Origin of the sequence: Agrobacterium sp. ES01, from assembly GCF_050320885.1 — a bacterium.
Lineage (GTDB): Bacteria > Pseudomonadota > Alphaproteobacteria > Rhizobiales > Rhizobiaceae > Allorhizobium.
Window position 1 is genome coordinate 1,209,429 of record NZ_JBNQTH010000001.1, and the last position, 13,565, is coordinate 1,222,993.

At 57.2% G+C, this 13,565-nt stretch carries 16 protein-coding genes; 8 read left to right on the forward strand and 8 right to left on the reverse strand.

Translation table 11 applies throughout. The features are described from left to right. The first annotated feature begins 29 nt into the window (after positions 1 to 29). The 4 genes from rpmH (at position 30) to yihA (ending at position 3,253) form a co-directional block, all read left to right on the forward strand. Positions 30 to 164, forward strand: coding sequence for a 50S ribosomal protein L34 (gene rpmH / locus ACQQ2Q_RS05920; protein ID WP_428186089.1), 135 nt, complete (start codon positions 30 to 32; stop codon positions 162 to 164). Between the two features lie 32 nt (positions 165 to 196). Then, positions 197 to 586 (forward strand): ribonuclease P protein component, encoded by a 390-nt coding sequence (rnpA, locus tag ACQQ2Q_RS05925; protein ID WP_428186090.1) that lies wholly within the window; start codon positions 197 to 199, stop codon positions 584 to 586. Then, positions 583 to 2,454, forward strand: a complete 1,872-nt coding sequence (gene yidC, locus ACQQ2Q_RS05930) for a membrane protein insertase YidC (RefSeq protein ID WP_428186091.1) — start codon at positions 583 to 585, stop codon at positions 2,452 to 2,454. The genes rnpA and yidC overlap by 4 nt, the downstream gene beginning before the upstream one ends. A gap of 139 nt (positions 2,455 to 2,593) precedes the next feature. Then, positions 2,594 to 3,253, forward strand: coding sequence for a ribosome biogenesis GTP-binding protein YihA/YsxC (yihA, locus tag ACQQ2Q_RS05935; protein ID WP_428186092.1), 660 nt, complete (start codon positions 2,594 to 2,596; stop codon positions 3,251 to 3,253). Positions 3,254 to 3,301: 48 nt separating this feature from the next. On the opposite strand, the gene ACQQ2Q_RS05940 is transcribed toward yihA, so the two are convergent. The 3 genes from ACQQ2Q_RS05940 to ACQQ2Q_RS05950 all read right to left on the reverse strand — a co-directional run bounded on the left by ACQQ2Q_RS05940 (position 3,302) and on the right by ACQQ2Q_RS05950 (position 5,349). Beyond that, a complete protein-coding gene (locus ACQQ2Q_RS05940; protein ID WP_428186093.1) occupies positions 3,302 to 3,859 on the reverse strand; it encodes a fasciclin domain-containing protein in 558 nt (185 codons plus the stop codon). A 231-nt stretch (positions 3,860 to 4,090) separates the two neighbouring features. Next, positions 4,091 to 4,813, reverse strand: coding sequence for an anti-sigma factor (locus tag ACQQ2Q_RS05945; RefSeq protein WP_428186094.1), 723 nt, complete (start codon positions 4,811 to 4,813; stop codon positions 4,091 to 4,093). After that, a complete protein-coding gene (locus ACQQ2Q_RS05950; protein WP_428186095.1) occupies positions 4,810 to 5,349 on the reverse strand; it encodes a sigma-70 family RNA polymerase sigma factor in 540 nt (179 codons plus the stop codon). The genes ACQQ2Q_RS05945 and ACQQ2Q_RS05950 overlap by 4 nt, the downstream gene beginning before the upstream one ends. 178 nt (positions 5,350 to 5,527) lie before the next feature. Here ACQQ2Q_RS05950 and argB point away from each other — a divergent pair, with 178 nt between their 5' ends. Continuing rightward, on the forward strand, positions 5,528 to 6,415 hold the full coding sequence (gene argB / locus ACQQ2Q_RS05955; protein WP_428186096.1) for an acetylglutamate kinase: 888 nt from the start codon (positions 5,528 to 5,530) through the stop codon (positions 6,413 to 6,415). Positions 6,416 to 6,484: 69 nt separating this feature from the next. Here the strand turns inward: argB and ACQQ2Q_RS05960 are convergent, their stop codons facing one another. From ACQQ2Q_RS05960 to ACQQ2Q_RS05975, 4 genes are all read right to left on the reverse strand, one after another. Further along, positions 6,485 to 7,972 carry an MFS transporter gene (locus ACQQ2Q_RS05960; RefSeq protein WP_428186097.1) on the reverse strand — a complete coding sequence of 496 codons (1,488 nt, stop codon included), beginning with the start codon at positions 7,970 to 7,972 and terminating at the stop codon, positions 6,485 to 6,487. Between the two features lie 174 nt (positions 7,973 to 8,146). Continuing rightward, a complete protein-coding gene (locus ACQQ2Q_RS05965; RefSeq protein WP_428186098.1) occupies positions 8,147 to 8,665 on the reverse strand; it encodes a methylated-DNA--[protein]-cysteine S-methyltransferase in 519 nt (172 codons plus the stop codon). Between the two features lie 79 nt (positions 8,666 to 8,744). Next, positions 8,745 to 9,659: an EamA family transporter gene (locus ACQQ2Q_RS05970; RefSeq protein WP_428186099.1), complete on the reverse strand. Its 915-nt coding sequence runs from the start codon at positions 9,657 to 9,659 to the stop codon at positions 8,745 to 8,747. Positions 9,660 to 9,781: 122 nt separating this feature from the next. Then, positions 9,782 to 10,015 (reverse strand): hypothetical protein, encoded by a 234-nt coding sequence (locus ACQQ2Q_RS05975; RefSeq protein ID WP_428186100.1) that lies wholly within the window; start codon positions 10,013 to 10,015, stop codon positions 9,782 to 9,784. Between the two features lie 9 nt (positions 10,016 to 10,024). Between ACQQ2Q_RS05975 and ACQQ2Q_RS05980 the strand changes: the two genes are divergently transcribed. Together ACQQ2Q_RS05980 and ACQQ2Q_RS05985 are read left to right on the forward strand one after the other, a co-directional pair. After that, a complete protein-coding gene (locus ACQQ2Q_RS05980; RefSeq protein WP_428186101.1) occupies positions 10,025 to 10,747 on the forward strand; it encodes a pyrimidine 5'-nucleotidase in 723 nt (240 codons plus the stop codon). A gap of 107 nt (positions 10,748 to 10,854) precedes the next feature. Next, positions 10,855 to 11,589 carry an EF-hand domain-containing protein gene (locus tag ACQQ2Q_RS05985; RefSeq protein ID WP_428186102.1) on the forward strand — a complete coding sequence of 245 codons (735 nt, stop codon included), beginning with the start codon at positions 10,855 to 10,857 and terminating at the stop codon, positions 11,587 to 11,589. A 62-nt stretch (positions 11,590 to 11,651) separates the two neighbouring features. Here ACQQ2Q_RS05985 and ACQQ2Q_RS05990 read toward each other — a convergent pair whose 3' ends face one another. Then, complete coding sequence (locus ACQQ2Q_RS05990) at positions 11,652 to 12,515, reverse strand: LOG family protein (protein ID WP_428186103.1); 864 nt, start codon at positions 12,513 to 12,515, stop codon at positions 11,652 to 11,654. A 195-nt stretch (positions 12,516 to 12,710) separates the two neighbouring features. On the opposite strand from ACQQ2Q_RS05990, the gene dapD reads away from it, so the two are divergent. Then, a complete protein-coding gene (gene dapD, locus ACQQ2Q_RS05995) occupies positions 12,711 to 13,565 on the forward strand; it encodes a 2,3,4,5-tetrahydropyridine-2,6-dicarboxylate N-succinyltransferase (protein ID WP_428186104.1) in 855 nt (284 codons plus the stop codon).

Genomic DNA, 13,565 nt, shown 5'->3' on the forward strand with positions numbered 1-13,565 from the left:
GAAGGGCCGCACACCGCGGTATTAAAAAAATGAAGCGTACTTATCAACCGTCCAAGCTTGTCCGCAAGCGCCGTCACGGCTTTCGTGCACGCATGGCAACCAAGGGTGGCCGCAAGGTCATCACAGCTCGCCGCGCACGCGGTCGCAAGCGTCTTTCGGCCTAAGGCCCGATGTGCCCGCTACGAAAGCCGGGCGCATGACGTCTGAGACATCCGAAAAAACTGTCGGGCGGCTGAAAAGCCGACCGCAGTTTCTTGCCGTTCGCGCAGGCGAAAAACGGCGAGGACCACTCTTCCTTATGGAAGTTCTCGACCGTGGAGAACCGCACACCGCGCCACGCGTCGGCTTTACCGTCACCAAGAAGCATGGCAATGCCGTCGAGCGCAACAGAATGCGCCGGCGTTTGAAAGAGGCTGTTCGCTTGTCAGCAGGGTTTGCAATGCAGCCCGGACTTGACTATGTGATTGTCGCCCGGCGAGACATTCTGAGCGCGCCATTTGCGCAGCTATCAAGTCTTCTGACCGAGCGTATAGAAGCCAGACCGAAAAAAGGGCGGTCCAACGCGCCCCCTTCCAGGAAAGTATGATGGATAACAAACGCAATTATATGATCGCGATCGGCCTTTCCGTGCTCATCGTTCTGGCTTGGCAATTTCTCTATATGAACCCGCGCATCGAAGCGCAGCGGAAGGCCACTGAAGCCGCGCAGCAGACGGAACTGGCCGCAGCCAAAGACAAGCCAGCTGCGGATCCAACCGCCCCTGCTGGCAGCGTCCAGGGCGCATTGCCGGCCGGCGCGCAGGGCAGCCAGGAAATGAGCCGTGACGACGCGATCGCGAAGTCAGCCCGCGTTGAGATCGAAACACCCGCCGTCATCGGTTCGATTAATCTGACCGGCGCACGCCTCGACGACCTTAAGCTGAAAGAATATCACGAGACAGTCGACAAAAGCAGCCCGCTGATCACGCTGTTCAACCCTTCGGATACTGCCGACGGCTATTTTGCTGAACTCGGTTATATTGCTGGTGAAGGCGCCGGAAGCGCTCCGGGGCCGGCTACGGTCTGGGCCGCACCTGAGGGAGCAAAGCTCACCCAGGAAACGCCGGTCACGCTGACCTACACGAATGATGCGGGTCTGACATTCAGCCGCAAGATCTCCATCGATGATCATTACATGTTCACGGTCGAGGATACGATTTCCAATAGCGGGACCGCCGCTGCCAATGTTGCGCCTTACGGCCGCATCACGCGATACAACAAGCCGCTCACCCCATCGGTATACGTCATCCACGAAGGCTTCCTGGGCGTTCTGGGCAGCAATAATGGTCTGACGGAAGAAAAATACAGCGCCATCGAAAAAGAATCGATGACCAATGCCAAGGCGACCGGCGGCTGGCTCGGCATTACAGACAAGTACTGGGCATCTGCTCTGGTGCCGCCACAGGGCGTTGCCTATGATTCGCGCTTCTCGCATTTCACCGACGGAAAGCCGCGCTTCCAGGCCGACTACAAGAATGACGCGGTCGCCATTGCTCCGGGGCAATCGACGACGCTGAAGACGCTAGTCTTTGCCGGTGCCAAGGAAGTCCCGGTCGTTGACGGCTATGCTCGTGACGACTCGTGGTTCGGCAAGCTCTTCGCCAGCGTGCTTGGTGGCAAGTCCGAGACGATCACCAACTACTCCGTTCCGCGCTTCGACCTGCTGATCGACTGGGGCTGGTTCTACTTCTTCACCAAGCCGATGTTCATGCTGATGGATTTCTTCTTCCGTCATATCGGCAACTTCGGCGTTGCGATCCTGCTGACCACCATTGTCGTGAAGGGCCTGTTCTTCCCGCTTGCCAGCAAGCAATATGCTTCGATGGCGAACATGAAGCGCGTTCAGCCGAAAATGGCGGAACTGAAAGAAAAGTTCGGCGATGACAAGATGGCCCTGCAAAAGGCCATGATGGAGCTGTACAAAACCGAGAAGATCAATCCGGTTGCGGGTTGCTGGCCGGTCGTTCTGCAAATCCCGGTGTTCTTCTCCCTCTACAAGGTCATCTACATCACCATTGAAATGCGACACGCGCCTTTCTTCGGCTGGATCAGGGACCTTTCTGCGCCGGATCCGACGACAATCGTCAACCTGTTCGGCCTGCTACCTTTCGACGGCCCGGCCTTCCTGCACCTCGGCATCTGGCCGATCATCATGGGCGTTACAATGTTCCTGCAGATGCGCATGAACCCGACGCCGCCCGATCCAACACAGGCCATGTTGTTTACCTGGATGCCGGTTCTGTTCACCTTCATGCTGGCAAGCTTCCCGGCTGGTCTGGTGATTTACTGGGCCTGGAACAATACTCTGTCGATTATGCAGCAGTCGATCATCATGAAGCGCCATGGCGTCAAGGTTGAACTGTTCGACAATCTCAAGGGGCTGTTCCGACGAAAGAAGCCCGCAGAAACCAAATAGCGAACCAGCCCCGGACCTTGTTCCGGGGCTTTTTCGTTACGGTTAGATTCCACTGTTGTCAGGCCTGGATGACCCCATGGCCTTGACACGGACGGCAAAAACCCGGAAGTCCGGCGCAAGACAGCAAAGAGACACCAAGATGACGCCAACCAAGCCAGCCGGTGAACCGCAAATTTTCGGACTTCCGTGGATCTTCATCCGCGGCGTGCCGGCGATGAAATTCCTGCCGCCGGAAGGACCAGCAGAGGTGGCATTCGCAGGACGCTCCAATGTAGGCAAGTCGTCGCTGATCAATGCGCTGGTCGGGCACAAGGGCCTTGCTCGTACATCCAATACGCCCGGACGAACCCAGGAACTGAATTACTTCGTTCCTGACGGCTATACGGGTGAAGGCGGCGACCTGCCCCCGATGGCCTTGGTGGATATGCCCGGCTATGGCTACGCAAAGGCACCCAAGGAGAATGTGGATGCCTGGACCAAGCTGGTATTCGATTATTTGAGGGGGCGTTCAACGCTGAAGCGCGTCTATGTGCTGATCGACTCGCGCCATGGCATCAAGCCGAATGATGACGAGGTACTCGATCTGCTCGACAAGGCCGCGGTATCTTACCAGATCGTGCTGACCAAGACCGACAAGATCAAGGAGGCCGGTATCGGCCGCCTGCTGAGCGAGACGGCAGAGAAAATCCGCAAGCGGCCTGCGGCCTTCCCCGGAGTGCTCCACACCTCATCCGAAAAAGGAAATGGCCTCGAGGAGCTGCGCGAAGCGATCCTCAAGGCCATCGATCCCGGCGCCTGAGATGACGCCAAGTTAGCGGCCGGGCAATTGAACCGGCCGTAAACTATCTTACATCTTTGGCAGCAGCACCTTGTCGATGACATGGATGACGCCGTTCGACTGCTTGACGTCAGCGATGGTCACGGTGGCAACGCCGCCGGTTTCATCTGTCAGCGTCAGCTTGTCGCCGTCCATCTTGGCCTGAAGCACGCAGCCACCCACAGTCTTGACGGCATGGGTGCCGCCGTCATCGGCGATCATCTTGCCGATCGCAGGCGACATGGCGTCAGCGGCAACGACATGGCAGGTCAGGATCTTTGTGAGCTGATCCTTGTTTTCTGGCTTCAACAGGGTCTCGACCGTCCCGGCTGGCAGGGCATCAAATGCTTCATTGGTCGGGGCGAATACTGTGAATGGGCCAGGGCCCTGCAGTGTTTCAACAAGACCGGCTGCCTTGACTGCAGCGACCAGTGTTGTGTGGTCCTTGGAATTGACTGCGTTCTCGACGATATTCTTATTCTCATACATCGCTGCACCGCCAACCATCGGGTTTTCAGCATGGGCGGCAACGGAGCCGACGCCGAGGACGGTGGCAAGGGCAAGCAGACGGAGTGTGGACTTGATCATAATAGTTCTCCTCACGTTATGTCCGGGGCCGCGCCTTGGCATTTTGCCGGGCTGCCCCGTAACCTCTCGATCTCCTTAGCGGGATCATGAGCAGTGACGAGACGACAGAGAAACAAGTTTCAGCGACAAGCAGAAAATTTCTCTTCTAAACTTAAACCTTTAATATCATTAGGCTTTATCTGAAGGCAGACCTATCATCGTGCACCTGAGCCAGGCAGATAGTCGGCTGCATCATAAATGGGCTGCGCCCACGGCAATGACCGGACCGGTTGCCTGTCCGGTTGGAGATCCGCCCAGGGGCTCCACACTGACAGCAAGAGTCACGCCGGCCTTGAGCTGCTTCTTGAGACTTGGCGGGACGATGATCTCGCCTTCACCGGACTGCGGCAGAACGCCTAGGGAACGCGGTGCGTCATTGCCTTCTATCAACCAGAGCTCAAGCGATTTCGGTTCCGCAGGCCCGGCGGCCACTGGCGTCACTTTCAGGGTTCCGGTCAAATCGTCATAGCGCGCAACCAGGCTGATGGCGTTGTCTTCACCGCTCATCTCGGCAATCAGCGGTGTCGCGCCGGGTCGCAGGCGATCTGCAATTTCGAATCCGGCAAGTCCGGCCAACATGAAGAGCGCGGAGAACGATACTCCGCGCCAGAAGACGAGTGACTGCCAGATGGAGAAGACCCCGCCCGACATGGCGCGGTTTTCGTCGCCCTTACCGAAAAGCCGTTCCTCAATCCGCTCAAATACGAACTCGGGTGCTGCATGCTCTTCATAGTCGTCATTGAAGCGAGAGAGGTTTTCTTCCCAACGGAAGACGATATCGGCAAAGCGGCGATCATTGCGCATGCGCTCTTCGACTTCGCGGCGCTGCGTCGTCGCAAGCACGCCAAGCACATATTCGCCGGCTAGGACTTCGTCGCGGGAGCGTTCTCCCTTGCTTTGATCCGGAGTGGTCATCTCTCCATGCACTCTCTCAACTTCAAAAGGCTGCGGCGAAGCCAGGTTCGCATCGTATTCAACGGCACACCGAAGCCTTCTGCAAGCTCCTGATAACTTACTCCTTCGACATAGGCGCGGTGGACCGCCTGAGCCCTGTCAGACTCCAACTCTTGAAGACAGCTGTCAATGCGCACGCCTTCACTTCTCAACACCGCATTCTGCTCAGGATCCCGGTCCAATGTCGGCAGTTCCTCGGCCTCTTCAATGGTCGCTCCCTCGGGCTGGCGAACACGCAAACGGTCTATGCAGTGATAGCGCGCGATTGCGGCAAGCCAGGCCATGGGGCTGGTTCCGGAAGCGGCGAAGCTTTCGGCTCGCCGCCAGATCTTTACAAAAACTTCCTGAAGCGCATCTTCCGCTTCGTGCCTGTTCTTTAATATACGAATGCAGATGCCGAAAAGTTTCGGGCTGGTCTCGTGATAAAGCGTTTCGAACGCGTTTCTGTCCCTCAGCGCGGTTCGTCCGAGCAGATTGTCGATGCTTTCGCCAGGCATGAGCTTCAGATCCCTTCCTCCAACCGGCATTCCTGATGACAGATCCGATTGCGTTCCCAAAGTTCACTACGCTCAAGAACCTCGGGCAGATCATTAGCACAATCTGTATTTAATCAAGTTTATTCCCTCGCGGGCCGAGTTGCGCTAAAACGCCGCGAGCCAATACAAGGGGTAATTCATGACCGCTTCCGAAAGCGAAACGCAGGCAAGACTGCTTGCTCAGGCGCTACCGTTCATGCAGCGCTACGAAAACAAGACCATCGTTGTGAAATATGGCGGGCACGCCATGGGAAACCCCGAACTTGGCAAGGCCTTTGCCGAAGATGTGGCGCTGTTGAAGCAGTCCGGCGTGAACCCCATCGTGGTGCATGGCGGCGGACCGCAAATCGGCGCCATGCTGAGCAAGATGGGCATCGAATCAAAATTCGAAGGCGGTCTGCGCGTGACAGATCAGAAGACCGTCGAGATCGTCGAAATGGTTCTGGCGGGTTCGATCAACAAGGAAATCGTGGCGCTGATCAACCAGACCGGTGAATGGGCCATCGGTCTGTGCGGCAAGGACGGCAATATGGTCTTTGCCGAGAAGGCCAAGAAGACCGTGGTCGATCCCGATTCCAATATCGAGCGTGTGCTGGACCTGGGATTTGTCGGCGAGGTGGTCGAAGTGGACCGCACGCTTCTGGACCTGTTGGCCAAGTCGGAAATGATCCCGGTCATCGCACCGGTCGCACCTGGTCGCGACGGTCATACCTACAATATCAATGCGGATACGTTTGCCGGTGCGATTGCAGGTTCCCTGCGCGCAACGCGCCTGCTGTTTCTCACCGACGTTCCCGGCGTTCTCGACAAGAACGGTGAGCTGATCAAGGAACTCTCGGTGACGCAAGCCCGTGCGCTGATCAAGGACGGCACGATTTCCGGGGGCATGATCCCCAAGGTCGAAACCTGCATCGACGCGATCCAGTCCGGCGTCCAGGGCGTGGTCATCCTTAACGGCAAGGTTTCCCATGCCGTGTTGCTGGAGATCTTTACCGAAGGTGGCGCCGGTACGCTGATCGTTCCTTAAGGTCGAACCACATCCCCCATATTAGCAAAATGGCCCTGCCGGAAACCGGCGGGGCCATTTTCTTTGGTGCTAGTCGTGAACCACGGGTACCGCTACGGCATCAACTGGATGTTTCTGTTTCAGCAGAAGAACCGCGATCAGAACGAGCGTATAGGCGGCAAAATTATAGATCAGTCCGAGGGAAAAGCTGTCGATGTAAGCCGCGTGCTGGGCTATTCCGCTGCCCAACGCACCTTCCAGATGCGAAAAGAAGATTTGGCTGACAATGGCGATGCCGAATACCGAGCCCATTTGCTGGATTGCCTGAAGAGCTCCGGATCCTGATCCCGCATCATGAGGCGGAACGCCCGCCAGAACGAGTTGGAACATGGGCGCAATCGCAATCCCCAATCCCAGACCTGCGAGCAGCAGGAATGGCAGCATGTGGGTGCGTTCAATGCTGTCGGAGAAGTCCTGAACCACAAAGCGTAGCGCCAACATGCCGACAAATACCATGACTACGCCAATGGCTATTCTCGTGCGCGGCGCAATATTGCCGATGCGGCCGGAAATGATCGAGGCGAAAAAGACGCCAACCGAAAAAGGCATTGTCGTCAGGCCCGACTGCAAAGGCGTCAAGCCGAAACCAGACTGCAAGAACATTGCGAAGATGAGGAAAAAGCCCGGCAGGGAGGAAAAGAAGATCGCCGTCATCAGCGCACCGACGACATAGGTCGAATTGCGCATCAGGCTGACAGGCAGGAGCTCTGGCCCTCCCCGTGCATTTTGACGGCATTCCCATTGGTAGAACGCGAAGAACAACGGAAGTGCCGCAGCGACCATGACGAAGCACCATGCGGGCCAGCCGAAACCCCGTCCCTCGACCAGAGGGAAGATAATGCAGAAAATACCCGAAGCGGCGATGGCAATGCCGACAAAGTCGTTTCTTTGTCCCGGCTTTGCAGGAATGGCGGGGATCAGGCGCGCCCCGAGTATTACCGCCATAATGCCGATGGGAATGTTGATAAGGAAAATTGGCCGCCAGCCAAGATCAAAGAAATTCATGCCGATCAGCCATCCGCCGATGATTGGCCCCGACACAGAGGCGAGGCCCGCACTCAATCCAAACAGCGAAAAAGCTGCCGCTCTTTCCTTCGGAGGGAACATGACTTGCGCGATTGCCAGCACCTGCGGTGTCATCAGAGCCGCCGCAGCACCCTGGATGAAGCGCGAAAGGACAAGGATTTCGATGTTCGCAGCTATGCCGCACAGTGCCGAGGCCAGGGTGAAGAAGGATATGCCCAGCAAAAGAGCGCGCTTCTTGCCTTTGACATCGCCCCACCGGCCTAAAGGCAAAAGCCCGAGCGCAAACACGAGGACGTAACCGGCGACCACCCACTCGATCTGGCTTGAATCTGCCCCCAGGTCACCCTGCAGGCTGGGTAACGCAACGTTGACGATGGTAACGTCCAGCAAATTCATGAAGTTGGCCGCCATCATCACGACGAGCGCCAGCCAACGTGTTGGATAGGCTTCAGGCTCATCACCTGCCGGACCTGTCTTCGTCTCTGAGTTCATGTTTTCCTCGACAAGTGTGCTCTTGTGCGGTCAACCGCGACAATCAGACTGCGAGATGGCGCAGTAGAGTGCTCTTTCAAGGTCGCCCTTCCGGTTTAGACGCTTGATATCCGAACGATTTGCAAGAGACAATTTTGGGTGCAGTGACACAAACCGTTCAAACCGCCGCCACGATCAAAGCGCGAACAGACCCACCGGCTTCATCTCTCCCTCATGGCGGAGTAACCATTTCTTGCGCCAGAGGCCGCCTCCATACCCGGTGAGTGAACCATCGGCCCCGATACAGCGATGGCAAGGGATCACGATTGCGATGGGATTTGCCCCATTGGCCTTGCCCACAGCGCGAACCGCTTCCAGACCACCGACATTGCGCGCGATATCGCCATAGGAACAGGTTTCGGCGAGCGGCACTTTCAACAATTCGTTCCAGACGGCAAGCTCGAACTGGCTTCCCTGTGGCTTGAGCGGCGTCGCAAATACCGCTGACTTGCCGTGGAAATAGTCGTCCAGTTCGCGTCCAATCTGTTCGGTCAGCGCGTTGCCATCAGGAGATACAGGCGTACCCAGGCCTTGAATGAGGGCCGCCGGCTTGGCAGACTTGTGGTCGCCGAAACCGAGCACCAGCAGATGGGTGTCATCTGCGACGGCCACAAGATCGCCAACTGGCGAAGGAAACCACTGCGAATAAAACACGTGCGAACCCGAAATCTGAGTATGGAGTGGACCTCAACGATAGGCAGATATCGAAGGCATCGCAATCAGACTCGCAAGGTCAAAGCAGCAGAAGCGCCAGAATACCCGCCACGATCAAGAGGCAGCCCGCCAGTTCCAACGGCGTGATCTTCTCCTTGAATACGAAGACTGATGAGGCAAAGGTGAAGAGCATTTCCACCTGAGCCAGGGCCTTGACCACAGCAACCTGCTGAAGGGTCATCGCAGTGAACCAGCCGAAGGAGGCTGTGGCGCCGACGACGCCGACAAGGGTTGCAATTTTCCAGGCCTGGCGCACACGCTTCAACTCATCCCGGTCGCGCCAGACCATCCACGCCAGCATCACAACCGTTTGAATAACGATAACGACTGCGAGCGTGAAGCTTGCCTGCATAACCGCATCGGGTGTCGGCAGGCTGGGTGCCAGAGCAAGGGACGCCTGGCGATAGGATATACCCGAAATGCCGAACAGCAGCCCCGACATCAGGCCAATCTGCGCGGTGCGGCTGGTGACGGATGTGATGAGGGACCGAGGCGTGATTTGGGTACGGGCGACAGAAATCAGCATGACGCCGACCACAGAGATGGCAATCGCCAGAACGACCGACCATGAAATGCCCTCCCCGAAAAGGATAAGGGCCAGAATAGCCGCCTGAGCGGGCTCCGTTCTGGAATAGGCCGTCCCGACGGCGAAGTTGCGGAACGAGAAAAGGTAGACAAGCAGGAAAGTGGCGGCAATCTGGGCAAACCCGCCGATGACTGCCCATACGGCAAACATGCCGTTGGCGACCGGCAGAGGTCGGCCCAGACCGATATGCAGCAGGGCCAGATAGAAAAAAGCGAAAGGGAGACCGTAGCCGAAGCGGACGAAGGTGGCGCCGGTCGAGCCCATGCGGCCCTTCAGATGCTTTTGCGATGCAGAGCGCATGTTCTGGAGAAAGGCGCTGAAAAAAGTGATGATTGCCCATAGTTCCATGGGAGTTCCCTTCGAGGGCATTGCGATATGGACAGGTTAGTGACCGGAAGCCGTTCACGTAGACAATATCAGTTGCGATGAGATGAATGCGCAGGGCTGCGCATATGAACCCTTGTCTGGCGCTAGACTGCCTGACTTGCCGTCTGATTGCAGACGCGCGCAAAGAACCGAGCCGGCAGGCGCTTTCGATCCTGAAGGATGACCGCGTGGAGATGGGCCGGACATGCGTCGTCTGAGGGAACCATGACTCGCGATATAGCACCATTATTGCGCCAGCCAAATGCTATTCCACCAAGCACCTTTTCGCCGAGTGCTTCTGTCTGCGGGTGATTTTCTTCCAGCAACAGTTCTGCCATAAGGGCTGCATGAAAAAACCAGCAAGCTTTCCCGTAAAATCAGATTTCTCCCATATCCGTGACTGGGTCTTTGACCTCGACAACACGCTTTACCCCCATCACATCAACCTGTTCGCGCAGATCGATCGCAACATGACGGCTTTTGTTGCGGAGCTTTTGCAGCTCGAGCCGGACGCCGCACGCACGATTCAGAAGCAATATTACCGAGATCACGGGACAACACTTGCCGGCTTGATGCTCCATCACGGCATTAACCCGAACGATTTTCTGGAGCGGGCCCACGCCATCGACTATTCAGCGCTTTTGCCTGACGAACATCTGGGATCGGCAATCAGATCTCTCCCCGGTCGCAAATTCATCTTCACCAACGGCACGGTCAAGCATGCAGAGGCAGCCGCCCGGGCCCTGGGCATTCTCGATCACTTCGATGACATCTTCGACATTGTCGCCGCCGACTATGTACCCAAGCCCGCAGGCGAGACCTATGACAAGTTTCTCAGTCTCAATCGGGTCGGCACGGCGAATGCTGCCATGTTCGAGGATCTGCCACGTAATCTGGAAGTGCCGAAGTCTCTGGGCATGAAGACCGTGCTGCTGGTGCCACGCAATCTGGGCGAGGCCGTGCTGGAAACCTGGGAGCGCGCCGACGAGGCAGCAGACGCCGGACATGCGGATTATATGACCGACGATCTGACCACATTTCTGCACAACGTTCTGCACGAGATTGGCTGATCCCGGCAAAGCTTACGAAAGTTTCATCTGCCTTACCGATGTTTAAGTAGGGACTGCACAGACGGCGTCGTAAGTTTCTTCCATACACACAAGTGGAAGGAAACAACATGACCCGCAAAGCCATGATCATCACCTCGATTGCGTCGCTGATGCTCGGAGCCTCGGCAGTTGCCAGCATGGCTCAGCAGCCGCACGGGCCACATGGCGGACCTGAACGCATGTTTGTCCGCATGCTTCAACAGTTCGATACAGATACGAACGGCCAGATTTCCAAGGACGAAGCGACAGCCGGTGCGGAAAAGCGATTTACTGAAATCGACGTCGACAATGACGGCGTTCTGACACCCGGCGAATTGCGCAAACATCGCGAAGCCAAGATGAACGAATGGCACGACGCTCGCAAGGACATGCGCGAAGAAGCGTCCAAGGACAAGCCTGGCCCCGACGGCGGACCTCCCGGCGAGGAACTTGCCGAAGGCGGCGACATGATGGGCAATGGCCCACAGGGCGGCCCCCCCGAGGACATGCGTGCCGATGGTCCGCGCGACGGTAAAGGCAAATGGCGTCGTGACGACCATGGTGGCAAAGAAGGATACCGCATGGCAGAAGGTGATGGCCCCGACGGTTGGCGCCCGCACCGCTGGAACGCCAATGATCGCGGCGACCACATGGGTCGCAAGCATCATGGGGCGGGTATGATGCTCCGGATTGCCGATACCGATGAGAGTGGCCAGATCAGCAAGGACGAGTTCCTCGCTATGACCGACAAGATGTTCACCCGCATGGACCGCAACAAGGACGGCGTGATCTCCGCCGGCGATATGCCCAAGCATCCATTCTGAATGACCTGAACCCGGTCTCAATTGATAGTGACAAGCCGCCTGCGCTAGCGCAGGCGGCTTTTTCATTCGTCGATCTGATAGTAATCGGCAATAATCTTCCAGGCATCTTCCGCGGTCTCGACAAAATGCAAGAGGTCGAGATCCTCCGGTGCGATGGTGCCGAAATCCGCCAAAGCCTCAAAATTGACGATCTTGCGCCAGAAGGCTTCGCCGAACAGGATTAGCGGGATGGGCGCCATGCGCTTGGTCTGGATGAGCGTCGCCGATTCAAAGAACTCGTCCAGCGTTCCAAATCCACCGGGGAAGATGGTGATTGCTTTTGCCCGCATGAGAAAATGCATCTTGCGGATGGCAAAATAGTGAAAATTGAAGCTGAGCTCCGGAGTCACATATATGTTGGGCGCCTGTTCGTGCGGCAGGACGATATTGAGACCAATGGTGGGCGCACCGATTTCCGCTGCTCCGCGATTGCCGGCCTCCATCACGCCTGGACCGCCACCGGTGACGACAACATATTCCTGATGATCATATCTCGCTGCGTGGGTGGCACAGATCCGTGCGAATTTCCGCGCCTCCTCATAGTAGACAGACGCTGCCTCAAGGTTTGCCTTCTGCACCTCATTGCGTGCTGCCCAGGCGTCCTGCCCCGGGGCTGGAATACGAGCACCGCCAAACATCACGACAGTCGACTTGATGCCGCTTTCAGACAAAATCATTTCCGGCTTCAGGAGTTCCAACTGCAAGCGGATGGGACGTAATTCCTCGCGGCAGAGAAAATCGTTATCCGCATAAGCAAGACGATAGGTGGGAGAGGCCGATTGCGGTGTCTGCGGAACGCCTTCTGCCTCGCGTCGATCGGTCGAACTGCGCTTCAGGGGATCCCAGGCACCATCTTTTCTGTGCTGCCTGTTTTTTTTATCTGCCATTCCAGTCATGCCTTCCCGCGGAGCAAAGGGCTCCGCCTTGAGTTTTTTGTGACGCCCGCAAAGATCTAAACGACCTTGAAACATGCGGGGTGTGTTTTCATCCCTTGGGGAATGGGGTAGAGCAAATCGCCAGTTTCCGACAGCCCCACCGCGAACAGGGCTGCAACGATAGACAACGAAGTTTAAGGAACTCTCATGAACGCCACGGATCTGAACGCACTTGAAAAGGTCATCGAAGCCGCCTTCGACAATCGCGATACGGTGACGACTGGGACCAAGGGTGAAATTCGCGACGCAGTGGATACGTCGCTGAACCTGCTCGACAGCGGCCAGGCGCGCGTTGCCTCTCGCGGGCCAGACGGTGCGTGGACAGTTCATCAGTGGCTGAAAAAGGCGGTACTGCTATCCTTCCGGCTCAATGACATGGAAGTCATCGAAGGCGGTGCCGGCGGCGCGACATGGTGGGACAAGGTGCCATCGAAATTTTCCGGCTGGGGCGAGAACCGTTTTCGCGATGCAGGCTTCCGGGCGGTTCCAGGCTCGATCGTGCGCAAAGGTTCGTTCATCGGCAAGAACGTCGTCCTGATGCCGTCTTTTGTCAATCTTGGCGCCTATGTCGGCGAAGGCTCCATGGTCGATGGTTGGGCCACGGTTGGATCCTGTGCCCAGATCGGCAAGAACGTCCACCTGTCAGGTGGCGTCGGCATCGGCGGCGTACTCGAGCCCTTGCAGGCCGGCCCGACGATCATCGAGGACAATTGCTTCATCGGCGCGCGTTCGGAAGTGGTTGAAGGCTGCATCGTGCGTGAAGGCTCTGTGCTCGGCATGGGTGTTTACATCGGCCAGTCGACCAAGATCGTGAACCGCGCCACGGGCGAAGTGAGCTATGGCGAAGTGCCACCATACTCCGTCGTTGTCGCGGGAACGATGCCGGGCAAGCCCTTCCCCAATGGCGAGCCGGGCCCGGGCCTTTACTGTGCGGTCATCGTCAAAACGGTTGACGAGAAGACCCGCTCCAAGACGGGTATCAACGAATTGCTGCGAGACTGA